General features: G+C 73.5%; 25 protein-coding genes. 15 read left to right on the top strand and 10 right to left on the bottom strand.

Features of this window, described 5'->3' with window-relative positions; all coding sequences use genetic code 11:
* The first annotated feature begins 201 nt into the window (after positions 1 to 201).
* The 9 genes from ABZS71_RS04725 (at position 202) to ABZS71_RS04685 (ending at position 8,179) form a co-directional block, all read left to right on the top strand.
* On the top strand, positions 202 to 804 hold the full coding sequence (locus tag ABZS71_RS04725; protein WP_355842582.1) for a CBS domain-containing protein: 603 nt from the start codon (positions 202 to 204) through the stop codon (positions 802 to 804).
* Positions 801 to 1,706, top strand: a complete 906-nt coding sequence (locus ABZS71_RS04720) for a universal stress protein (RefSeq protein ID WP_355842579.1) — start codon at positions 801 to 803, stop codon at positions 1,704 to 1,706. The genes ABZS71_RS04725 and ABZS71_RS04720 overlap by 4 nt, the downstream gene beginning before the upstream one ends.
* Before the next feature lie 262 nt (positions 1,707 to 1,968).
* Positions 1,969 to 2,823 carry a universal stress protein gene (locus ABZS71_RS04715; RefSeq protein ID WP_356207598.1) on the top strand — a complete coding sequence of 285 codons (855 nt, stop codon included), beginning with the start codon at positions 1,969 to 1,971 and terminating at the stop codon, positions 2,821 to 2,823.
* A 114-nt stretch (positions 2,824 to 2,937) separates the two neighbouring features.
* Positions 2,938 to 4,011 (top strand): alcohol dehydrogenase catalytic domain-containing protein, encoded by a 1,074-nt coding sequence (locus ABZS71_RS04710; RefSeq protein ID WP_356207596.1) that lies wholly within the window; start codon positions 2,938 to 2,940, stop codon positions 4,009 to 4,011.
* Complete coding sequence (locus ABZS71_RS04705; protein ID WP_355842570.1) at positions 4,011 to 4,694, top strand: pyridoxamine 5'-phosphate oxidase family protein; 684 nt, start codon at positions 4,011 to 4,013, stop codon at positions 4,692 to 4,694. The genes ABZS71_RS04710 and ABZS71_RS04705 overlap by 1 nt, the downstream gene beginning before the upstream one ends.
* Positions 4,695 to 4,768: 74 nt before the next feature.
* Positions 4,769 to 5,563 carry a universal stress protein gene (locus tag ABZS71_RS04700; protein WP_356207595.1) on the top strand — a complete coding sequence of 265 codons (795 nt, stop codon included), beginning with the start codon at positions 4,769 to 4,771 and terminating at the stop codon, positions 5,561 to 5,563.
* A gap of 27 nt (positions 5,564 to 5,590) precedes the next feature.
* On the top strand, positions 5,591 to 6,997 hold the full coding sequence (locus ABZS71_RS04695; protein WP_356207593.1) for a nicotinate phosphoribosyltransferase: 1,407 nt from the start codon (positions 5,591 to 5,593) through the stop codon (positions 6,995 to 6,997).
* A gap of 35 nt (positions 6,998 to 7,032) precedes the next feature.
* Complete coding sequence (locus ABZS71_RS04690) at positions 7,033 to 7,491, top strand: cyclic nucleotide-binding domain-containing protein (RefSeq protein WP_355842561.1); 459 nt, start codon at positions 7,033 to 7,035, stop codon at positions 7,489 to 7,491.
* A 22-nt stretch (positions 7,492 to 7,513) separates the two neighbouring features.
* Entirely contained in the window at positions 7,514 to 8,179 is a 666-nt protein-coding gene (locus ABZS71_RS04685) for a CBS domain-containing protein (protein WP_356207592.1), read from the top strand.
* Between the two features lie 276 nt (positions 8,180 to 8,455).
* Here the strand turns inward: ABZS71_RS04685 and ABZS71_RS04680 are convergent, their stop codons facing one another.
* The gene (locus tag ABZS71_RS04680) at positions 8,456 to 9,040 is read right to left on the bottom strand and encodes a hypothetical protein (RefSeq protein ID WP_355842555.1); all 585 of its coding nucleotides are present in this window, start codon (positions 9,038 to 9,040) and stop codon (positions 8,456 to 8,458) included.
* Between the two features lie 193 nt (positions 9,041 to 9,233).
* On the opposite strand from ABZS71_RS04680, the gene ABZS71_RS04675 reads away from it, so the two are divergent.
* Together ABZS71_RS04675 and ABZS71_RS04670 are read left to right on the top strand one after the other, a co-directional pair.
* Positions 9,234 to 9,953 (top strand): response regulator transcription factor, encoded by a 720-nt coding sequence (locus ABZS71_RS04675; RefSeq protein ID WP_356207590.1) that lies wholly within the window; start codon positions 9,234 to 9,236, stop codon positions 9,951 to 9,953.
* Positions 9,954 to 10,087: 134 nt separating this feature from the next.
* Complete coding sequence (locus tag ABZS71_RS04670) at positions 10,088 to 11,089, top strand: hypothetical protein (protein ID WP_356207589.1); 1,002 nt, start codon at positions 10,088 to 10,090, stop codon at positions 11,087 to 11,089.
* 216 nt (positions 11,090 to 11,305) lie between these two features.
* On the opposite strand, the gene ABZS71_RS04665 is transcribed toward ABZS71_RS04670, so the two are convergent.
* Both ABZS71_RS04665 and ABZS71_RS04660 read right to left on the bottom strand, forming a co-directional pair.
* Positions 11,306 to 13,018 (bottom strand): GAF domain-containing protein, encoded by a 1,713-nt coding sequence (locus tag ABZS71_RS04665; protein WP_356207588.1) that lies wholly within the window; start codon positions 13,016 to 13,018, stop codon positions 11,306 to 11,308.
* Positions 13,019 to 13,131: 113 nt separating this feature from the next.
* Positions 13,132 to 13,611 carry an NUDIX domain-containing protein gene (locus tag ABZS71_RS04660; RefSeq protein ID WP_356207587.1) on the bottom strand — a complete coding sequence of 160 codons (480 nt, stop codon included), beginning with the start codon at positions 13,609 to 13,611 and terminating at the stop codon, positions 13,132 to 13,134.
* Between the two features lie 287 nt (positions 13,612 to 13,898).
* Here ABZS71_RS04660 and ABZS71_RS04655 point away from each other — a divergent pair, with 287 nt between their 5' ends.
* Complete coding sequence (locus tag ABZS71_RS04655; protein ID WP_355842541.1) at positions 13,899 to 14,372, top strand: DUF2267 domain-containing protein; 474 nt, start codon at positions 13,899 to 13,901, stop codon at positions 14,370 to 14,372.
* Between the two features lie 52 nt (positions 14,373 to 14,424).
* Here the strand turns inward: ABZS71_RS04655 and ABZS71_RS04650 are convergent, their stop codons facing one another.
* Together ABZS71_RS04650 and ABZS71_RS04645 are read right to left on the bottom strand one after the other, a co-directional pair.
* Positions 14,425 to 14,763: a hypothetical protein gene (locus ABZS71_RS04650; protein ID WP_355842539.1), complete on the bottom strand. Its 339-nt coding sequence runs from the start codon at positions 14,761 to 14,763 to the stop codon at positions 14,425 to 14,427.
* On the bottom strand, positions 14,760 to 15,170 hold the full coding sequence (locus ABZS71_RS04645) for a ChaB family protein (protein WP_356207586.1): 411 nt from the start codon (positions 15,168 to 15,170) through the stop codon (positions 14,760 to 14,762). Before ABZS71_RS04645 ends, ABZS71_RS04650 begins: the two co-directional genes overlap by 4 nt.
* A 299-nt stretch (positions 15,171 to 15,469) precedes the next feature.
* On the opposite strand from ABZS71_RS04645, the gene def reads away from it, so the two are divergent.
* The 3 genes from def to ABZS71_RS04630 all read left to right on the top strand — a co-directional run bounded on the left by def (position 15,470) and on the right by ABZS71_RS04630 (position 17,931).
* A complete protein-coding gene (gene def, locus ABZS71_RS04640) occupies positions 15,470 to 16,141 on the top strand; it encodes a peptide deformylase (RefSeq protein WP_355842535.1) in 672 nt (223 codons plus the stop codon).
* Positions 16,142 to 16,345: 204 nt separating this feature from the next.
* Positions 16,346 to 17,104: a GNAT family N-acyltransferase gene (locus ABZS71_RS04635; RefSeq protein ID WP_356207585.1), complete on the top strand. Its 759-nt coding sequence runs from the start codon at positions 16,346 to 16,348 to the stop codon at positions 17,102 to 17,104.
* Entirely contained in the window at positions 17,101 to 17,931 is an 831-nt protein-coding gene (locus ABZS71_RS04630; RefSeq protein WP_356207584.1) for a lysophospholipid acyltransferase family protein, read from the top strand. Before ABZS71_RS04635 ends, ABZS71_RS04630 begins: the two co-directional genes overlap by 4 nt.
* Before the next feature lie 54 nt (positions 17,932 to 17,985).
* On the opposite strand, the gene ABZS71_RS04625 is transcribed toward ABZS71_RS04630, so the two are convergent.
* The 5 genes from ABZS71_RS04625 to paaI all read right to left on the bottom strand — a co-directional run bounded on the left by ABZS71_RS04625 (position 17,986) and on the right by paaI (position 21,849).
* Positions 17,986 to 18,348 carry a tetratricopeptide repeat protein gene (locus ABZS71_RS04625; protein WP_356207583.1) on the bottom strand — a complete coding sequence of 121 codons (363 nt, stop codon included), beginning with the start codon at positions 18,346 to 18,348 and terminating at the stop codon, positions 17,986 to 17,988.
* Positions 18,345 to 19,334: a pirin family protein gene (locus ABZS71_RS04620; protein ID WP_356207582.1), complete on the bottom strand. Its 990-nt coding sequence runs from the start codon at positions 19,332 to 19,334 to the stop codon at positions 18,345 to 18,347. The genes ABZS71_RS04625 and ABZS71_RS04620 overlap by 4 nt, the downstream gene beginning before the upstream one ends.
* A gap of 95 nt (positions 19,335 to 19,429) precedes the next feature.
* A complete protein-coding gene (locus tag ABZS71_RS04615; RefSeq protein ID WP_356207581.1) occupies positions 19,430 to 20,017 on the bottom strand; it encodes a TetR/AcrR family transcriptional regulator in 588 nt (195 codons plus the stop codon).
* An 81-nt stretch (positions 20,018 to 20,098) separates the two neighbouring features.
* Positions 20,099 to 21,415, bottom strand: coding sequence for a phenylacetate--CoA ligase PaaK (gene paaK / locus ABZS71_RS04610; protein ID WP_356207580.1), 1,317 nt, complete (start codon positions 21,413 to 21,415; stop codon positions 20,099 to 20,101).
* Positions 21,412 to 21,849, bottom strand: coding sequence for a hydroxyphenylacetyl-CoA thioesterase PaaI (gene paaI, locus ABZS71_RS04605; RefSeq protein ID WP_355842769.1), 438 nt, complete (start codon positions 21,847 to 21,849; stop codon positions 21,412 to 21,414). Before paaI ends, paaK begins: the two co-directional genes overlap by 4 nt.
* Positions 21,850 to 22,022: the final 173 nt, after the last annotated feature.

The raw sequence follows: 22,022 nt of genomic DNA, 5'->3' as shown, positions 1-22,022 counted from the left end.
CCGTCCGCTCGGTCCGGTGCCTCCGGTGTCTTTCACCCTCGCGCCCCCGGGGTCCCGGCGCGAGGGGCGATTCGGCCCCGCCCGGGGTCGTTCGGCCCAGGGCGCTCGGCGCGGGCCGAACGGCCCCGACAGGACCCCGGGCAGCCCAAGAGGCCGGCGGGGGCGCCATTGGAGGCTGGGAGCGGGATTGGGGAGGCATGGATGAAGCACCGCAAGATCGGCAACGTGATGACCGACGATGTCGTCCGGGTCGGCTACGGAGCCTCGTTCGAGGAGGTGAGCGCGCTGCTCGCGCGGCACCGCATCAACGGGCTGCCCGTGGTGGACGAGGACGACAAGGTGGTCGGCGTGATCACCGGGACCGATCTGAGCGAACCCGCCCGGACCGCCGGACAGCTGATGTCGCGGCCCGCCGTCACCGTGCGCCCCCAGGACACCATCGTGGACGCCGCGCGCTCCATGGCCCGCCATCGGATCGAACGGCTTCCGGTCATCGACGAGGAGGACCGGCTGATCGGCATCGTCACCCGCCGCGATCTGCTGCGGGTCTTCCTGCGCCCGGACGACGAGATCCGCGAGGAGGTGATCGACGAGGTGCTGGTGCGCTCGCTGTGGCTCGTGCCGCAGACCGTCACGGTCACGGTGACCGACGGGGTCGTACGGCTGGAGGGAGAGCTGGACCGGCACAGCGAGATCCCCATCGCGGTCCGGATGGCTGGCCAGGTGGACGGGGTGGTGGCCGTCGTGGACCGCCTCACCTACCGCGTCGACGACTCCGCCGGCCGGGGAGGTGCGGTGCGATGACGGCTCCCGGCAGGCCGGCGCAGGACGGCCGGGTCGTGGTGGGCCTCGACGGCTCCGACAGCGCGTGGAACGCGCTGGACCGGGCGGTCGCCGAGGCGCGGCGGCGCGACGCCACGCTGGAGATCGTGCACGCCTGGCCGTGGGCCCGGGCCGACCCGCTCGCCTTCGACGCGGAGACCGAGCCGCAGCGGCCCCCGGTCGAGGTCGCCAGGACCGTACTGCGGCTGGCCGTGGCACGGGCCTCCGAGAAGGACCCGGGCTTGCGGATCGTGCCCACCCTCACCGCGCAGGACGCGGTGCCGGAGCTGCTGCGGATCGGTCAGGACGCCTCGCTCATCGTCATCGGCACCCGGGGCCTCGGCGGCTTCACCGGGCTGCTGCTCGGCTCGGTCGGGCTGCGGCTGGCCGCCCACACCCGCCGCCCACTGCTGGTGGTGCGCGGCGACATCCCGGCCGCGTACGGGCCCGAGGGCCATGGCAAGGTCCTGGTCGGGATCGAGAGCGGGGCGGACGAGTCGGCGGCCCGGTTCGCGTTCGAGGAGGCGATCCGGCGCGGGGCGCGGCTGCGTGTGCTGTACGCGTGGACGCATCCCCGGGTCTTCGGCGGCGATCACACGCTGCCCTCACGGGAGGTCGTGGCGCTGCGCGCCGAGCACGAGCAGGCGGTGACGTATCGCGTGGTGGCCGGCTTGCGCGAGGAGTTCGAGCAGGTGCGGGTCCGGGAGCACACGGTCCACAGCGCCCCGGCCCAGGCGCTGGTGGAGGCCTCGCGGGCGGCGGACGTCCTGGTGCTGGCCGTGCACCGGCGCACGGCCCGGCTCGGGATGCAGCTCGGCCCGGTCACCCACGCGGTGCTGCACCACGCGCACTGCCCGGTGGTGCTGATCCCGGTCGGCGAGTAGGGGTTGTCCCCTGGTTGATCCACGAGACACCCCCTGGGCCCGAAAGGGCCGGATGACCTCGTACGACAGGGCCGTCCGGGACCGGTCGGCCCTGTCGTACACGGCGCCCGCCGTGGTGCCGTGGAAGTGGCACCGGGGGCGTCCAGCAGACGCGGAGAAGCGGACCCGATGGGTTACCGCGCACCGCGCAATCAGGGCCCGCGAGAAGCGGGCGGCCCCCGGCGCCGCGCCCGGCGCCCCGCCCGGAGAGGAGGCAGCAGCCATGGCGCGCCCCGTCACCGTCGGACTGGACGGTTCTCCCGAGAGCCTGGCCGCCGCCGGCTGGGCCGGCCATGAGGCCCTGCTGCGCGACGCGTCGCTGCGGCTGGTGAACGCCTGGCCGGGACCCGATCAGCCGGCGCTGACCCCGGGCCGGGAGACGGCCTGGCGCTACTGGGCCGAACAGGCCCTGAGCTCGGCGTTGGCCGAGCTGGGCGCGGACCACGCGGACATGGAGCTCACAACCGCCCAGATTCCCGGCTACCCCGCGCCCGTCCTGCTGGCCGAGGCGGAGCGGGCCCAGCTGCTGGTCGTGGGATCGCGCTCGATCGGACCGGTGGCGGGCTTCTTCCTCGGCTCCGTCGGCGTGGAGCTCGCCGCCCGCGCCGTCACCCCCGTGGCCCTGGTGCGGGCGGACAGGCCCGACGCCCGGCACGGCGATGTGGTGGTGGGCGTGGAGCCGCGGGGTCCGTGCGAGGACGTGCTGGAGTTCGCCTTCGACGCCGCCGCCCGGCGCGGCGCCGCGCTGCGGTCCGTCCACGCCGGCCGGGTCCCCGCGATCCGGGGCTCCGCGCCCTGGGTCGTCGATGTGGGCCTGAGCGACGCCCGCGATGAGGCGGCGCACGCACTGGAGGAGGTGCTGGCGCCGTGGCGGGACAATTTCCCCGACGTGCGGGTCTTCGCGGAGATCGCGTCCGACAGCCCGGCCCGCCGGCTGGTGGGCGCGGCGGCGGGGACGGCACTGCTGGTCGTGGGCCGCGCTCCACGCCGCTCCGGCCTCGGCCCCCGGCTCGGGCCGGTCGCCCAGGCGGTGGCACACCACGCCGCCTGCCCGGTCGCGGTGGTCCCCCAGCGCTGAGGCCGCCCGGCGGAGGCGGCGGACGAGACGGCGGGACGAGCAAGACGACGAGACGACGAGACGACGAGAAGACAAGCCGACGAGACGAGGAAGAAGCGGAGAAGAGGCAAGGCCATGAAAGCACTCGTCTTCCACGGACCGGAGTCGGCCTCCTGGCAGGAGGTGCCCGACCCCGATCTGGAGAACCCCACCGACGCGATCGTGCGGATCGAGACCGTCACCATCTGCGGCACCGATCTGCATATCCTCCGCGGCGAGGTGCCGGACGTCAGGCCCGGTACGGTCCTCGGCCACGAGGCCGTCGGCGAGGTGGTCGAGACGGGCGCCGAGGTACGGAGCGTGCGCCCCGGCGACCGGGTGCTGATCTCCTGCATCTCGGCCTGCGGCCACTGCCGGTTCTGCCGGGAGCGCGCGTACGGGCAGTGCCGGGGCGGCGGGGGCTGGATCCTGGGGCGTTCGATCAACGGCACCCAGGCCGAGTACGTCCGGGTGCCCTTCACCGATCTCTCGGTCCATCCGCTGCCCGGCTCGGCCGAGGACCGTGACGCCGTGCTCCTGGCGGACATCTTCCCCACCGCCTACGAGGTGGGCGTACTCAACGGCCGGGTAGGGCCGGGCGATACGGTCGCGGTGGTGGGCGCCGGGCCCGTCGGGCTCGCCGCGATCGCCACGGCGGAGTTCTTCTCCCCCGGCCGGATCATCGCCGTCGATCTGGCGCCCGCCCGGCTGGACGCGGCCAAGCGGGTCGGCGCCGACGCGGTGGCCGACGCCACCGAGGACCCGGAGCGCCTGGTCGACGACCTCACCGACGGGCTCGGCGCCGATGTGGTGATCGAGGCCGTGGGCACCCCGCGGAGCTTCGAGACCTGCACCCGCATGGTGCGGCCGGGCGGCCGGCTCGCCAATGTCGGGGTGCACACCAGGCCCGCGACCCTGCATCTGGAAAAGCTGTGGAACAAGAACGTGACGATCACCACCGGGCTGGTCGACACGTACTCCATCCCCACGCTGCTGTCCATGCTGGCCGCCGGGCGGCTGCCCGCGTCCACGCTCATCACCCATCTCTTCGAGCTGGACCGGATGGAGGAGGCGTACGACGTCTTCTCCCGCGCGGCCGACACCGGCGCCATCAAGATCGCACTCGGCGGCACCAACCGGCCGCTGATGACCCGGGGAGGTGAGCGGTAGTGACCACACCGTCGCGGCCCGGCACGGCGGCCATCCGGCCCATCGGGGGCCCGGGCGACATCGGACGGCGGCTGGCGCTGCGGCGCGGAGAGCTCGGTATCTCCCGGGACGATGTGGCGGAACGGGCGGGCACCTCGCCCGGCTATGTGCGGTACCTGGAGGAGTATCCGGCCGAACCGAGCGCCGGATCCCTGCTGCGGATCGCCGCGGCGGTGGACCTCACCCCGGCCGAACTGCTCGGCGGCGGGGTGGACCTGCCGCCCAGCCTCGGCCGGGCCGGGTACCACCCCGAACTGGTGGAGCTGAGCCCCCAGGAGTGCCGGGACCGGCTCTCCACCCATGGGGTGGGCCGGGTCTCGGTGACCACCTCGCGGGGGCCCGCCATCATCCCGGTCAACTACAGCATGATCGACGACGCCGTGGTCTTCCGGACCGCGCCCGACGCCTCCCCCGCGGCGGCCGCGGGCGCCGAGATCGCCTTCGAGGTGGACCACATCGACCCGGCGCTCAGCCAGGGCTGGAGCGTGCTCGTCATCGGACGGGCCCGGCAGATCACCGAGCCGGCGGCCGTACAGCGGCTGACGGAGCAGGCGTACAGCACCCCCTGGCCCGGGGGCAGCCGCGATATGTGGCTGCGCATCGATCCCCACAGCATCACCGGCCGCCGGATCCAGGCGACCTGAACCGGACCGCCACAGGAGGCAGGAGTCCGGACGGAGAGGACAGAGAGGCAGGGAGACAGCCAGCGGAGAGGGACATGCGACCAACCATCACCGTCGGCATCGACGGCTTTCCCGAAAGCCCGCACGCCGCGCACTGGGCCGCGCGCGAGGCGCTGCTGCGCGATCTGCCGCTGCGCCTCGTCCACGCCTGGGTGCTGCTCGCGCCCGCGGTCCCGGACGTCCCCCGGGAGCACGACCGGAACTACTGGGCGCGGCGGCTGCTGACCGACACGGTCGCCGAGTTGCGCGAGGCCCACCCTGGGCTGCGGGTGACGGCCGAGCTGGTGCCGCGGGAGACCGCTCCCGCGCTGCTGGCGGCGGCCCGGGACGCCGAGATGCTGGTGCTCGGCTCGCGCGGGCACGGCACCGTGGGCGGGTTCCTCCTCGGCTCGACCGGCCGGTATGTCCTCGCGCGGGGCGTCCGGCCGATGGTCCTGGTGCACGCGGACGACCAGGAGCCGAGCCCGGATGTGACCGTGGCGCTGGGCCTGCGACGGCCGGGCGACGCGGTGCTGGAGTTCGCCTTCGACGCCGCCGCCCGGCGCGGCGGCGGGCTGCGCGCGGTGCACGCGGGCGCCCGGCGGACGGACGAGGAGACCAGGGCGCTGAGCGCGGCGGTGCGCCCCTGGCGCGAGAGGTACCCGGGCGTCCGGGTGGCCGAGGACGTCACCTCGGAGCGCGCCCCGCGCGCCGTGGTGAACGCCGCGGCGGGCTCCGGACTGCTGGTCCTCGGCCGGGACGGGTCGGAGTCCACCGCCGTCCCGCGGCTGGGCCCCGTGGCCCACGCCGCCGTGCACCACGCGCCGTGTCCGGTGGCGGTCGTCCCGTAAGGGGCGGCGGGCGGCGAGGAGACCACGATGTCGGACGCGATGACCACCGATCTCTACGAGGCGACGATGGCCCTGTCGTATCTGCGGGAGGGCATGACCGCCCCGGCCACCTTCGATCTGTACGTCCGTGGACTCCCGCCCGAGCGGGGCTTCCTGGTCGCGGCGGGGCTCGAACCGGCGCTGGACTATCTGTCCCGCTTCCGGGTGGGGCCGGATGACGTCGAGGCGTTCGCGGCGGCGCTCCACCGTCCGTACAAAGACCTCGCCCCCCTGCTGGGGCTCGGCTTCGACGGCGAGGTGCGGGCGGTGCCCGAGGGCCGGATCGTGCTCGCCGGGGAGCCGCTGCTGGAGCTGACCGCGCCGCTGCCGCAGGCCCAGCTGGTCGAGACGTATCTGCTGAACCAGCTCAGCCACCAGACCACCGTCGCCTCCAAAGCGGCCCGGTGCGTGCTCGCGGCGGACGGGCGCCCGGTCGTGGACTTCTCGCTGCGCCGCGCCCACGGTCCGCAGGCCGGAATGCAGGCGGCCCGGCTGGGCGCCATGACCGGGTTCGCGGGCACGAGCAATGTCGCGGCGGCCACCGCCTACGGGATTCCCGCCATCGGCACCATGGCCCACTCGTACATCGAGGCGTTCCCGGACGAGGAGACGGCGTTCCGGGCGTTCGTGCGCACCCACCCCGGTCCGGTGACCTTCCTGGTCGACACGTACGACACCGCGACCGGCGTGGCCACCGCCGCGCGGGTGCTGCGCGATCTGGGCCTCGGCCCCGGCTGTGCGGTCCGGCTGGACAGCGGCGACCTCGGCGCGCTGGCGGTGCTGGCGCGGCGGATCCTCGACGACGCGGGGCTGCCCGAGGTCCGGATCGTCGCGAGCGGCGGGCTCGACGAGTACGCCGTCAAGGACCTGGTCCGGTCCGGGGCGCCGATCGACACCTTCGCCGTCGGCACCCGCGTCGGGGTCTCGGCCGACGTCCCGTATCTCGACAGCGCGTACAAGCTGGTCGCCTACGACGGCGAGCCGGTGATGAAGCTGTCCTCGGCGAAGGCCACGGCCCCGGGCGCCAAGCAGGTGTGGCGCCGCCCCGGCTATGCCGATGTGATCGGCGAACGGGACGAGCCCCAGCCGCACGGCGCCGCCCCGCTGCTGGAGACCGTGATGCGGGCCGGCCGGCGGACCACGGCAACCGACACGCTCGAGCGCGCGCGGGAGCGGTTCACCGCCGATCTGGCGGTGTTGCCGCCGAAAGCCCGGCGGATCCGTGATCCCGTCGCGCCCCGGCCGGCGACCTCCCCCTCGCTGGCCCGGCTGGCGGGCCAGGTGCGCCATCGGATCGAGCACCGGCTGGCCGCGGACGGCGAGGCCGAGCGGACCGGCTCAGGGGCCGCTCGGCCCCTGCCTGGGAGGGGTGGCGCGCTTCCACGATGGTCATGACGGAACATCTGCGGACATCTGGAGAAGGGGCCTCGATGATCACCAGGAACGGGGTGGTGGCCGCCGTGCCGACGGACCACCGCGAGCAGCTGATACGCCTCGCCCGAGAGGTCTGCTTCCCCATCGGCACCCGCGTTTTCGAGGAGGGCGGTCCGGCCGACCGCTTCTGGATCATCAGCAGCGGCGGGGTCGCCCTCGATGTGCATGTCCCGGGCCGGCAGGCGCCGACCGTGGACACCCTGGGCACCGGCGATCTGCTCGGCTGGTCATGGATCGTCCCGCCGTGCCGCTGGCATCTGGGGGCGGAGGCCGTCACCCCGGTGCGCGCCGAGGAGTTCGACGCGGCGGCGGTGCGTGCCCTCTGCGACGAGGACCCGGTGCTGGGCCATGCGCTGGCCGCCTATGTCGCGGGCGTGGTCGGGCGGCGGCTGCGCTCGACCCGTAACCGGCTGCTGGACCTCTACGGGCCCTACGGCAGCGGCTCGGCCCGCTGATACCCAAGGCAAGGAGGACCCCGTGCACCGGACCTCGCACATCGTGAGCGATGTGATGACCCATACCGTCGTCGCCGTCGGCGGCGAAGCGCCGTTCAAGGAGATCGTCAGAACGCTGGAGCAGTGGAAGGTGAGCGCGCTGCCGGTGCTGGCGGGCGAGGGCCGGGTCATCGGCGTGGTCTCCGAGGCGGACCTGCTGCCCAAGGAGGAGTTCCGGGACAGCGATCCGGCGCGCGTGGCCCAGCCGCGCGAACTCCCGGACGCCGTCAAGGCGGGCGCGGTGACCGCCGATCAGCTGATGACCTCCCCCGCCATCACCGTGCACGCGAGCGCGACGCTCGCCGAGGCCGCCCGCATCATGACCCATAGGCGGGTCAAGCGGCTTCCGGTGGTCGACCAGGAGGGCCGTCTGGAGGGCATCGTCAGCCGCGCCGATCTGCTGAAGGTCTTTCTGCGGCCGGACGAGGAGATCGAGGAGGAGGTGCGCGACGAGGTGGTGGCCCATCTCTTCCCGGCCGCGGGGCAGACCGTCCGGGTGAGCGTGAACGAGGGCGTGGTCACCCTCACCGGGCAGGTCAGGGAGGCCGTCCTCATCCCGGCGGCGGCCCGTCTCATCCGCGCGATCGAGGGCGTCGTGGACTTCGAGAACCAGCTGACGGCCACGCCGCCCGCCGCGCAGCGGCCGTAGCCCCCACGTCACCGTCCCCCCCGCTCCCGTCGACCTCGGCGAGCCGCGCGTCGAATACGCCATCGAGGGGCGTCAAGGGGCCTACGGTTGTCGCGTTCGCCGACGTCAGCGTGATGCCTTCCGCGGCGACAGCCTCCGACCGGCCGGCGATAGCGTACGGCGCCCAGGACAAGGGCTGGGGGTCGAACGATTTCCAGGACGTCAGCATCCGACTAGCACCGGGGCCCGCGGCCGAGAAGATCGGCACTCTCAAAGCCGGACAGGCCCTACGGCGGCTCAGGTGTTGTGCCGGCGGCTCCAGCGCGGTCCGACCTCGGCCCAGGCCCGCCCCCACTCCTGCGTGCGGTTGCGGTCCAGCCGCCACCGCACGACCCCGCGCCCGGCCAGCGACACCGCGCCCACGCCGGCCGCCGCCGACGCACCGGCCAGCACGGACCGGGTCGCGATCTGCTCCGGGGTGGGCGGCTGCTGGACGAGACGGCCCCGTCCGTCGGTCCAGACCGCCGTCGCGTCACCGGCCTTCCGCCCCTCGTGGACCCGCGCCGTTCCGGTGTGGACGGCGCCGTCGGGGCCGGTCCAGCGGACGACCGCGCGGACCCGGGAGGTGCCCGTACCGTCGGCGGCGGGCGTCGCGGTGGGGGCGTCCTCCTTCAGCACCGCGGGCACCCGGTGCCGGTCGGCGCGCTCCTGGCGCAGGGCCTCGTCCACGGCGCTGCCCGCGGCCACCCCCGCCGCCGGGCCGCCGACCGCCATCACGAGGCCCGTGACCAGCACGACCCACGCCTCGATCACATCCGAGCGGCGTCTGAGCGGATTGCGCCGCCACCGCCACATCCGCGGCCCCCGCACTTCCGTGCCCATGCCGCGACCGTCGCATGTGCGGGAGCCGGGAAACGAGGGCCGGGCAGCCCCCTGTGCCGGGGGTCTTTCGGTCCCCTCGCCGCGCCGTAGGGGCCCGTTCGGCCCTGGTGCGGTGTCGGCGGGTGCGCCACGATCCTGTGCGGGGGCCGGGCGACAGGCGGCGAGGACAGCCGACGACGGTGCGAGGGGCGCCATGACCGAGACACGGGAAACACCGGCGACACCGACACCGATCAGAGTGTTCCTGCTCGACGACCACGAGATCGTCCGGCGCGGACTGCACGATCTCCTGGACGCCGAACCGGACATCGAGGTGGTCGGCGACGCCGGAACGGTCGACCACGCACTGGCCCGAGGCCCCGCGCTGCGGCCCGACGTCGCCATCCTGGACGTCCGGCTGCCGGACGGGGACGGCATCACGGTCTGCCGCGAGCTGCGCTCCCGGCTGCCCCGTCTCGCCTGTCTGATGCTCACCTCGTTCGACGACGACGATGCCCTGCTGGACGCGATCATGGCCGGGGCGGCCGGCTATGTCCTCAAACAGATCAAGGGGTCCGACCTCGTCTCCGCGGTGCGCACCGTCGCGTCCGGCCAGTCGATGCTCGACCCGGCCACCACCACCCGGCTGATGAGCACCCTGCGCGGTGACACCATCCCGCAGGAGCCCAGGGACGAGGTGCTGGCCGGGCTGTCCCCGCGCGAGCGGGAGATCCTGGCGCTGATCGGCGAGGGGCTGACCAACCGGGAGATCGGCAAGCGGCTCTATCTGTCCGAGAAGACGGTCAAGAACCATATCTCCCGGCTGCTGGCCAAGCTCGGCGTCGAGCGCCGCATCCAGGCGGCGGTGCTGGCGACCCACTCGGACCCGCGCACCGCGGACGAGCGCGTGGCGAGACCCGCCCCGCGCCCCTGACGGCATCCGCCCACGCATACGCACGTACCGTCCGGACCCTCCCCCGGGACCAACGGCCCCTGCCCGTCCCGGCGTCCCGCGCCGCACGCTGAGTGCGCGAGGAACCGCCCGCGCCCACCGGCGAGGAGAAGACCATGCAGCCCGCAGCACTCGACGCGGCGATCCTGGAGAAACTGATCTCCGCGGCCGTGGCCGCTCCGTCGATGCACAACACCCAGCCCTGGCGGTACCGGCTGAACCCCGACACCCTCACCCTGGAGGTCCGGGCCGCCCCGGAGCGCGGCCTGCGGCAGGCCGACCCCATGGGGCGGGCGCTGAGCGTGTCCGCCGGGGCCGCCGTGTTCAATCTGCGGGTCGCCGTGGCCCACTTCGGCTGGGACCCGGTGGTCCGGCTGCTGCCGTACCGCTCCCAGCCGGATCTGCTGGCCACGGTGCGGCTGGCCGCCGCGCCCCGCGGCGGCGCCATGCACCACGAGGACCTGTACGACGTGATCTGGCGACGGCACAGCAACCGCTTCCCCTTCTCGGGGCGCCGGCTGCCGCCGAGGGTGATGTGCGAACTGGCCGACGCCGCACGGGCGGACGGGGCGACGCTGTATCCGGCGGGCCCCGAGGAGACCTCGCGGCTGCTGCGGCTGACCGCCGAGGCGGAGGAGCGCAACGCCCACGATCCGGGCCGGGTCGCGGAGACCCGCGGCTGGATCCGCGAGACCGGTCCGTACGGGATTCCCAGCGCCGCCCTCGGCCCGCGCGACGCCGACGGGCAGCTGCCGCTGCGCGACTACCACGGGCCGGACGGGCGCCCCGGCGGCCATCCGCCGGCCGCGGTGTTCGAGAGCCGCCCGACCATCGCCGTGCTGACCACGAGCCACGACCGGCGCGCCGACTGGCTGCGGGCCGGACAGGCGCTGGAGCACGTGCTGCTGCTGGCCACCTCACACGCGGTACGGGCCTCGCTGCTGCACCAGGCGCTGGAGTGGTCCGATCTGCGGTGGGCGCTGAGCGACGGCCCCCGGGCACCCGGCCATGTGCAGATGCTGATCCGGCTCGGCTACGGGCCCACGGGGCCGGCCACCCCGCGCGGCGGCGCGCACGAGGTGCTGGCGGACGACGCGGCGCGCGGCCCGGCCACCTGAGGAGGCGGACAGCCGCGCGGCACCCGGCGCAGAGGGCCACTCCGGGCTGGAGGGCGGCGGCACCGGGCCCGGACGCGGCACACGGGGTGAGGCGGGGCCAGGAGATGCCCGGCGCCGATCGGCACTCGGACAGGGGCGGCGTGACCCGGCAGACAAGGCGAGCCGCGACGGGAGCCCGCCCTGGCCGCGGCGCGCGGCAGGGGTGCCGGTGGCGCGCTACCGCTCCGGCAGCGGTACGTCCCACACCAGACGGGTGCCGCCGCCCGCCGGTGCCCCGAGCACCAGCTCACCGCCGAGCTTCCCGGCGCGCTCGGCCAGATTCCGCAGCCCGCTGCGCCGGCCGCCCTCCGGGATGCCCACCCCGTCGTCGGTGACGGTGAGCGTCAGCCGGCCGGAGGCCACGACCAGGGAGATCTCCGCGGCGCCGGCATGGGCGTGCCGGGCGACGTTCGACAGCGCCTCCGCCAGGACCGCGACCATGTCGTCCGCGACAGGGCGTGGCACATCGGTGTCGACCAGCCCCTCGGTGCGCAGCGAGGGGGTGAAGCCGAGCGCGGGCACGACCTCCTCGATGGTCTTGGCCGTGCGGACGCGCAGGCCCTGGACGGCGGGGCCCGCCTCATGCGATCGCAGCCCGAAGATCGTCGAGCGGATGATCTTGATGGTGTCGTCCAGGTCGTCCACCACCCGCAGCAGCCGCTCGGAGCCCTCCGGATGCTGGACGAAGCGCACGGTGCTCTGCAGCGTCATCCCGGCGGCGAAGAGCCGCTGGATGGCCAGATCGTGCAGATCGCGGGCGATCCGGTCGCGGTCCTCGAGCAGCGCGAGCTGCTCGGCGTCGCGCCGCCGCTCGGCCAGCTTCATCGCGATCGCCGCCTGGCCCGCGAAGCCGAGCAGGGTGTCGGTCTCCATCTGGGTGAAGGCGGGGCTGCGCACGGCGCGGGCCAGCGACAGCACCCCGCCCACCCCGTCGCTGGTGCGCATCGGCACCGCGACGGCCGGGCCGAGTCCGCCCCAGCGCGGGGGCCCGACGGTGATCCGCGGATCGTTCTCGACATCGGTGCTGGTGACCGGCTCGGAGGCGGTGAAGGCGGCTCCGGCGAACGTGCCCCGGCAGGGCAGCACCAGACCCCGGTGGGCCTCGGCGTCGGTCCCCGCCGCAAGCCGGACCTCCAGTGCGTCGGAGCCGGTGACGGGCAGCATCAGCACGCCCAGATCGGCGGAGAGGATCCGGCGGGCGTGCTCGACGATCAGCTCGAGCACCCTCGTCTCGTCCACGCCGGACAGCAGGCTCTTGGTGACCTCGGCATTCGCCTCCAGCCAGCGCTGGCGGTGCCGGGCCTCCTCGTACAGCCGGGCGTTCTCGATGGCCACCCCGGCGGCCACGGCCAGGGTGGACAGTACCGTCTCGTCCTCGCCGTCGAACTCCTTACCGCCGCGCTTCCCGGTCAGATGGAGATTGCCGAACACCTCTTCCCGCACCCGGATGGGCACCCTGAGGAACGAGTGCATCGGCGGATGGTTCGGCCGAAAGCCGTAGGACGCCGGATGTTCCGAGAGCTCGGCCAGGCGCAGCGGCTCGGGGCGGCGGATCAACTCGCCGAGGATGCCGTGGCCGGACGGCAGCGAGCCGATCGCCTCGGTCTGCTCCTTGCCGACGCCCACCGGCGGGAACTCGGCCAGCCGCTGATCGTCGCCGATGACCCCCAGGGCCCCGTACTCGGCGTCCACGAGCACCACGGCGGCCTCCACGATCCGCCGCAGCACATGCGACAGATCCAGCTCCCGGCCGACCGAGAACACCGCTTCCAGCAGGCTGTGCACCCGGTCCTGGGTACCGCGCACCACGTCGATGCGTACCCGCAGCTCCTCCAGCAGCTCGTCCAGCCGCAGCCGGGGCAGGTCCTCGGAACTCCTCGCGCTCTCCATGCCCACCGTGCCTCCGTCGGCTTCAGCGCCTTCAGCGCGGCATCCCGCACGGCCCCCTCTTCACGGTAGCCGCGCACCGCGCGCGGTGAGGGCCATGGGCGATCCGCCCCGTTCTACGAGCGCTCCGCTCCGTTCACCAGCTCCTCGAGCCCGTCGAGGAAGGGCTCCTGGGTCGCGACGATCTTCCGACGGGCGGTGTCGAGATCGAACCAGGCGGCCCGGTCCAGCTCGGGAAACTCCTGGATCCGGCCGGACCCCTTGGGCCACTCCATCGTGAAGGTGCCCGGAGTGACCCGCTCGGGGTCGAGGTCGCCCGCTAGCGCCCAGACGGTGACGAGCTTGCCGCCGCTCTGCCGTACGGAGCCGAGCGGAAGGAGCTCACCGTCGGGCGGCGGCAGCCCGAGCTCCTCCTGGAACTCCCGGCGGGCCGCGGCCACCGGGGTCTCGTCCGGCTCGTACTCGCCCTTCGGCACCGTCCACGCGCGCTCGTCCTTCGCGGCCCAGAAGGGGCCTCCCATATGGCCGAGCAGCACCTCAAGGTCGGGGCCCGTACCGCGGAACAGCAGGATTCCGGCGCTGCGCTTCTCCGTCACAGTGCCCAGTGTGCTCCGGGGCGGCCGGACCGGCGCCCGGGGCTCACCCCCGCGGGCGTATCCGAGAGAGGTGACCCGCGGCTTGGCGTCCTGCGGCGACCCCCTCACGGTGCACAGCACCACCCAGCAGCTCCCGGGCCCCGGCGGCCACGTCGGTCCGGGCACCCGGGTCCTGGGGCCGCCGCCGGCTTCCCGCACCCCCGGACAGTGACTCGGGCCGGCGGTTCGGGGCGGCGGCGCTGGGCACCCGGCGGTGAGCCGGGCACTCAACCAAGGGGGCGCCGATCATGCGCTACGAAGAACTGACGGGTCAGGTCCAGGCCCTCGCACAGCTGCCGGACCGGCAGTCCGCCGAGCGGACCGTGCGCGCGACGCTCGAAACCCTCGCCGAGCGGATTCCGGACGGACTGGCGGTCCATATGGCGGCCCAGCTGCCGACCGAGGCGGCGGAGCCCCTCCGCCGGGTCGCCGCGTCCCACGAGGGCTCGCCCGAGGAGCGGGCGTACCGGCGCGACCACGGTGAGCGGTTCGACCTCACCGGCTTCGCGGGCCGGATCGCCTGGCGCATCGAGAGCTCCGAGGAGGAGGCGCTGCGGGAGGCGAGCGCCTTCTTCGAGGTGCTGGACTCCGCCGTGGACCCGGAGCTGATGGAGAAGGTGTACGGGGTGCTGCCGAGCGACATCCGGGAGCTGCTGCCGGAGACGCGGGCCGTCCAGGGCGAGGGCGGGCGCGGCGGCAGAGGCGGCCGGGCCACCGGCTGAACCCGCCCGGCACCCCCTCGGCTCGCCCGGGCCCCGGCCCCCTGGGGTCGGTTCACTTCGACTGCCCCGGGCGGTCGGGATGGCCGTGGTGCGGAGGAGGACTCGGCTCGGCCGATGTCTGCGGCGTCACCGGCGAACCGCCCCTCGGGGGCGGAGGCCGCTCGGGGACCGGCCCGGCATCCGGCTCGCCCGGCGAGGGAGTGGCGCCGCTCTCCAGCTGGCGCAGACGTGCCGTGAGCACCTCGATGACCGGGAGCCGGTCGGCGTGCGCGCGCTCGTACTCCAGCAGCTGCCGCAGCTGATCGGCGGTGAGCGGGCGGATACGGTGCTGCAGTGCGCTGAGCGGAAGATGGTCGTAGTCGGGCAGCGGCAATTCGTCGTGTGTACTCATCCGTCCTCCTCCCGGGCCCGCCGGGTGTGTCTGCGGTTGTGCCTCCGGATGGCGTCCAGCAGCTCCGGCCGGCTCATCCCCGAGCGGCCCTCGACGCCCAGCCGTTTCGCGACGTCGTACAGATGCTGCTTGCTCGCCTGCTCGTCGACGCCCTCGCCGGTGCGGCCGCCCAGCTGCCGCGGACGCGCCGACCGGGGGTCGGAGGGCCCTTTGCGCCCCTTCTCCTTGCGCTCCCAGTGGTCGCCGACCTTCTCGTACGTGTGCTTGAGAGCTCCATAGGCCACCCGGTGGGCTCGTTCGCCCTCGCCGTACTGGTCGACGGCCGAGTCATGGGCCTTGATCCAGGTGCGCTGGGCGTCCTCGGGCGAACGCTCCAGCGTGGAAGGAAGCTCTTCACGTCCAGGCATAGGGGACACCTCCGCTGTCAGAGCCGAGCGGGTACCCACCCATATAGGACGAAAACGGCGGAAGGATAAAGACTGCCGCTCCGCCGGGCCCAACGGGGAGAGCACCGCGGAGCGGCAGCGTGCCGGGTCGGGAATACCCGGATCGAGCCACGGGGGCGTGGGATTCCCCGGCGACTCACCACCCTCTACGGACCACATCCGCATCCGGTTCACCATTTGTCCGATCGTGAGCACGGACCGCCCAGACCGCCCGTCCCCCGCGGATTGCCCCGGCCTGATCGACTTGCCACGCTGTCCCCATGCCGACCACCACCTTGTCCGAGCTCGTCGAGGAACTGCTCTCCGGCACCCGCCCGCTGCCGATCATCTCCGCGGGCGTCCCCGTCCTGCGCCGGCCGGCCCTGCCGTACGAGGGTCAGCTGACCGCGGATCAGCTGGACCGGCTGCTGGGGGCGATGCGGGAGACGATGCACTCCGCCCCAGGAGTGGGCCTGGCCGCCCCGCAGATCGGGGTGGAGCTACGGCTCGCCGTGATCGAGGATCCGGCCGAGGTGGCGGCCGAGGTGCGCGAGGCGCGCGGCCGGGTGCCCCTCCCCTACCGGGTGCTGGTCAACCCGTCCTACGAACCGGTCGGCGAGGACCGGGCGGCGTTCTTCGAGGGGTGCCTGAGCATCCCCGGCTGGCAGGCGGTGGTCAGCCGCCCGGAGCGGATCCGGCTGCGCGGACAGGACGAGACGGGGCGGGAGCTGGACGAGGAGTTCACGGGGTGGCCGGCCCGGATCGTTCAGCACGAGACCGACCATCTTGACGGCGTCCTCTATCTCGATCTGGCCGAGACCCGCTCCCTCTCCTCCGCGCAGGCCGTCACCGACTACTGGTCCCAGCCCACCCCCGCCGCCGCGGCCCGGTCCCTGGGTTTTCCGCTCCCCGGCACCGGCTCGGCCACGGACACCGGCACGGGCGCTCCGTAACAGCTCGCTGACCGGCGGCATGTGTTCGTCATCGGCTGGCAGTCGCCGAATCACCACGCGGACACTGCGACGTTCGTCGCCACGGCAAGACTGGTGAAAGCCAAGCATGCGCGCCGCCTCCACGCATCGCCTTGGCGAGTGAGGCGTTTCCTCCGCTGTTCCCAGTCCCCACCGCTCCTGACTTCCCCCGAACGGAGAACAGGAATGCCCGTGCTCACGACGTCCACGGTATCGGCGTCCACCAGTTCCTACGTCACCTCCATCGCCGACACCGAGGAGCAGATCCACGCCGCGCAGCGGCTGCGCTACCAGGTGTTCGGCGAGGAGCGGGGAGGCCGGCTGGCCTCGGCCGTCTCCGACCGTGACGTGGACGAGTTCGACGATGTCATGGACCACCTGATCGTCACGGACACGGCGACGGGAACGGTGGTCGGCACCTACCGGCTGCTCCCCCCGGGGCGCAGCGAGCGGCTCTACTCGGACACCGAGTTCGATCTGCGCGGCCTTCCGACGGAGGTCCGCTCGTCGATGGTCGAGGCGGGCCGGGCCTGTGTGCACGCCGACCACCGCTCGGGCGCGGTCATCAACCTCATGTGGGCCGGTCTGGCGCGCTACGTCCTGCTCTCCGGCCACCGCTATCTCGCGGGCTGCGCCTCGGTGCCGCTGGCCGACGGCGGACAGGCCGCGGCCAACGCCTGGCTGCTCGGCACCACCAAGCACGCCGCCCCGCCCGAGCTGCGGGTCCACCCGCACGACCCCTGGATACCGACCCGGACGCTGGACGCCGAGCCGAACTACGCGAAGCTGCCGCCGCTGCTCCGCGGCTATCTGCGAGTCGGCGCCTGGATGTGCGGGTCCCCGCAGCACGACCAGGACTTCGACGACGCCGACTTCTTCGTGCTGCTGGACACCGAGCGGATGAACGACCGCTACCGCCGCTATTTCCTGGGTGAATCCCGGTGACCGTGCCGGTGAACGCGAACCTGCCGGCGCACGCCTGGGCCGCCTGGTCCCCCTGCGGCCCCAGCTGTGTCACCCATGCCGCCGCCCGTGTCCCGGCCACCACCATCGCCCGGCGCTACGCGTCGTTCGGCCGGGCGATCGTGGGCGCGCTGAGGAGCGGGGAGCGGATCGCCGAGCCCGAGACGCTGCGTTCGCGGGCCGCGGCGATGCTGGACGCGCTGGGCATCCGGCTGGAGCCGGCAGGCGACGGACTGCTGAGCGCCCCGGGTGGAACCGGCACGCTCGTCGTCGCGAACCACATCTCCTGGCTCGACATCATCGCGCTGCTCGCCGTCGAGCCGGTGATCATGCTGGCCAAGCGGGAGGTCGGGGGCTGGCCGATGGTCGGCCCGCTGACCAAGCGCGCGGGGACCATGTTCATCGACCGCGGCAGTCTGCGCGAACTGCCGCGGACCGTGGGCGAGATGGCCGACCGGCTGCGCGACGGGCGCTCGGTGATGGTCTTCCCGCAGGGCGTCACCTGGTGCGCCGGTACGGGAGGCAGTTTCCGGCGGGCGACCTTCCAGGCGGCGATCGACGCGGGCGCGCCCATCCGGCCGGTGACCCTGGACTACGTCCAGCACGGCGCCCCGACCACCGTGGCCGCCTTCGTCGGCGAGGACGACTTCGGCACCTCGCTGCGCCGGGTGATCAGCGCCCGCGGGCTCACCGTGCGGGTGACCGCGCATCGGCCGCTGCTGCCCGTGGCGGGCGTCGACGACCGGCGCACCGTCGCCGCGCGGGCGCAGGCGACCGTGTGCGGGGCGCGGCTGTCCGCCCACTGCTGAGTGCCAGCGGACCGCGGCGCCCGCCCCCGAGGCCCGGGGTGGGCGCGGCGTTGCTCAGCCCCGCGCGGAGAAGTCGCCGGTGAGCGCGCCCGCTATCCGCAGCGACCTGGCCGCCTCCGCGTGCCGCCCCTGGCGCTGGAGGGTGCGGCCCAGCATGAGATGGGCGTACGTCTCGACCGGATCGCGGTCGAGCACTTCGCGCAGCTGCTCCTCGGCGCGCCTCAGCTGGGCCGAGTGGTAATAGGCGCGGGCCAGCAGCAGCCGCGGGGAGATCTTTGCGGGCACGTCCTCGACCACGGTGGTGAGGATGCGGGCGGCCTCGGTGTACTCCTTCGCCTCGAAGAAGAGCCCGGCGCGCTCCCAGCGCTCCGCCGTGGTCTCCTCCGGGAGGGACGCGGTCGGTTGGTACGCGGTCACGGCAGCTCCTCTCCGGGTGCGGTGTGCGGGATCCGCTCGGCGGGGATGACGCCGAGGCGGCCGCTCCGGAAGTCCTCGATGGCCTGCGCGATCTCGGCCTTCGTGTTCATCACGAAGGGGCCGTAGTGCGCGACGGGCTCGCGGATCGGCCGTCCGCCGAGGATCAGCACATCGAGGTTCGGGGTCCGGGCGTCCGGCCGCTCGGTGGCGGCCACGCTCAGGGCGCCGCCCTGTCCGAGGACGGCGAGCTCATGGGCGTCCAGCGGACGCTGCCCGGCGCCGACCGTGCCGCGTCCGGACAGGGCGTAGACGAGCGCGTTGAAGTCGGGGCGCCAGGGCAGGTCCAGCCGGGCGCCCGGACTCACGGTGGCGTGGATCATGGTGATCGGGGTGAAGGTGCCACCGGGCCCCTGGTGCCCGGCGAGCTCCCCGGCGATGACGCGCACCAGCGCGCCGCCGTCGGGCGTGGAGAGCAGCGCGGCCTGCGGGCCCTCGATGCTCTGGTACTTCGGCGGGTTCCACTTGTTGGCGCGCGGCAGGTTCACCCACAGCTGGATGCCGTGGAAGAGTCCGCCGGAGACCACCAGATGCTCCGGGGGCGTCTCGATGTGGAGGATGCCGCCACCGGCGGTCATCCACTGGGTGGCGCCGTCGGCGATCAGCCCTCCGCCGCCGTTCGAGTCCTGGTGTTCCATCTGGCCGTCGATGATGTAGGTGACGGTTTCGAAGCCGCGGTGCGGATGCCAGGGGGTGCCCTTGGGTTCGCCCGGCCCGTACTCGACCTCGCCCATCTGGTCCATATGGATGAACGGGTCGAGGTCGCGCAGCGAGACACCGGCGAAGGCCCGGTAGACCGGGAAGCCCTCGCCCTCGAATCCCTGCGGGGCGCTGGTCACCGAGCGGACCGGCCGCGGCGGCGCGGTCTGCGGATCGGGGGTGGGGACGCGGGGCAGTTGCAGCGTGCTCTCGACGGTCACGGCGGGCATGGCACTCTCCTCCTTGCGAGGGCTCGGCGGTCGGTCGGCCACACGTTTGGTTGAACCGTGAACCATCTCCCTCCATTCCCGCCCCGGCCGCGGATCTACCGCGCAGGCGCCCCGGCGGGCACGGACGCACCGGCCGCCGCCCCCAGCAGCACACGGGCGGCGGCCTGGGCCTGTCGCGCGGGCTCGGCGGAACCGGAGATGGCGGCCGAGGTCATGGCGCCCTCCGCGAGCAGCGCCAGCTGGCCGGCGAGCGCTTCGGAGCGGCCGGCGGCGGCCACCAGACCGCCCAGATACGCCCGGAACGCTTCCTTGTGCGCACGGGCGGCGTCGGCCACCGCCGGAGTGGTGGCCCCGAGCTCGCCGAAGGAGTTGATGAAGCCGCAGCCCCGGAAGCCGGGATCGCCGAACCACCGGTGGAGCCAGTCGAAGACGGCCAGGATCCGCTCCTCGGGGCCCTCATGGGTCTCGACTTGGCACGCCAGCGCCTGGCGCCAGCGGGTGTCGCGCCGCGCCAGATACACCTGGACCAGCTCACCCTTGGACGGAAAGAGCTGGTAGAGGCGTTTGAGGGAGACCCCGGAGGCGGTGCGGATCTCATCCATGCCCACGGACTGCACCCCGCGGCCGTAGAACAGCTCCTCCGCCGCGTCGAGCACCCGGGTCCTGATCGGTTCCTGATCCATCAGGGGCCACCCTCGCCTGAGAACTAACGTTCTCCCACCGTACCGCGCGGCACGGCCCGGGCGCGGCTCCCCGCGGCCCCCTCACTTCGCGTCGCGCAGGTCCCTCACCCGGCGGATCTTGCCGACGGAGCGCTCCAGCGTCTCCGGGTCCACCACCGCCACCTCGACCGTCAGCCCCACCCCGTCCTTGATGCCCCTGGCGATCGCCGCCGCGGCGGCCTCGCGCTGTACGGGGGTCGCCCCGGGGCGCGCCTCGACCCGTACGGCCATATGGTCCATCCGGGCGCGCCGGGTCAGCTCCAGCCGGAAGTGCGGGGCCACGGCCGGGACCCGCAGCACGATCTCCTCGATCTGGCTGGGGAAGACATTCACCCCGCGCACGATGAGCATGTCGTCACAGCGGCCGGTGATCTTCTGGATGCGCCGGAAGGCGGGCCGGGCGGTGCCGGGCAGCAGCCGGGTCAGATCGCGGGTGCGATAGCGGATGACGGGCAGCGCCTCCTTGGTGAGCGTGGTGAAGGCCAGCTCGCCCTCCTCGCCGTCGGGCAGCACCGCGTCGGTGACCGGGTCGACGATCTCCGGGTAGAAGTGGTCCTCCCACACATGCAGACCGTCCTTGGTCTCCACGCACTCCTGCGCCACCCCCGGGCCCATCACCTCGGAGAGCCCGTATATGTCCACCGCGTGGATGTCCATGCGGTCCTCGATCTCCCGGCGCATCTCCTCCGTCCAGGGCTCGGCGCCGAAGATGCCGACCTGGAGCGAGGTGGAGCGCGGATCGACGCCCTGGCGCTCGAACTCATCGAGCAGCGTGAGCAGATAGGAGGGCGTGATCATGATGATCTCGGGCCTGAAGTCCTGGATGATCTGCACCTGCCGGGCGGTCATGCCGCCGGAGGCGGGGATGACCGTGCAGCCGAGGCGCTCGGCGCCGTAGTGGGCGCCGAGGCCGCCGGTGAACAGGCCATATCCGTAGGAGACATGCACCTTGTGGCCGGGCCGCCCGCCCGCCGCGCGGAGCGAGCGCGCGACCACATCGGCCCACACCGACAGGTCGTGCTCGGTGTAGCCGACGACGGTGGGACGGCCGGTGGTGCCGCTGGAGGCATGGACGCGCCGCACCTGGCTCTGCTCCACCGCGAACATCCCGAAGGGATAGGTGTCACGCAGATCGGCCTTGGTGGTGAAGGGGAACCGGGCCAGGTCCTCCAGGGTGCGGCAGTCCCCGGGCCCGACCCCGGCCTCGCGGAACTTCTTGCGGTACAGCTCCACATGGTCGTACGCATGGCGCAAGGTGGCCCGCAGCCGGATCAGCTGAAGCGCCCTCAGCTCCTCGCGGCTCATCCGCTCGGCGTCGTCGAGCAGCTCCGCGGGCGGGGGCGTCGGCTCGGTGGTCATGACGCCTCCACGGACACCGCGGTCTCCACGGCGCGAGGGCCCCGCGTGGTCCGGCTGCGGCCGCGGAACTCCGCTATCACCTCGTCACCGCGGACCACGGTCACGTCAGAGATGCCGCTGCGCCCGAACCGGGTCCGCTCCCGCGCCGTCGCCACCAGCACATCGCCCTCCCGGGCGGGGGCGACGAAGGTGATGTCGGCTCCGGCGGCGACGGTCATCGGGCCATGGCTGTTGCACGCGCAGGCGAAGGCCGTGTCCGCGAGCAGAAAGACATAGCCGCCGTGGGCGATGCCGTGCCCGTTCACCATCGAGGCGGTCACGCCCATCCGGAGCACCGCCGAGCCGTCCCCGGTCTCCAGCAGCTCGATGCCCAGACCGCGCGACGCCTCGTCCGCGGCGAACATCTCCTCCGCGGGGCCGGCCGCCGCGTTCATGGAGTCTGCCACGTGGTTTCCACCGCCTCCCAGAACCGACCGAACATTCGGTTTACCTGTGGACGCGGTCCAGTAATCCAGCATCCGACCTGGGCTGTCAAGAGTATGGACGCCTGCCGCTTCCCCGTGCCGCGGCCCGTCGGCGCGCCTTCCCTCCCCGTCCTCGGCACCTC

This window comes from Streptomyces sp. NPDC005393 (assembly GCF_040606675.1).
In the GTDB taxonomy this organism is placed as follows: domain Bacteria; phylum Actinomycetota; class Actinomycetes; order Streptomycetales; family Streptomycetaceae; genus Streptomyces.
Note: the sequence above shows the minus strand (reverse complement) of the source record. Positions and strands in the feature narration are given on the sequence as shown.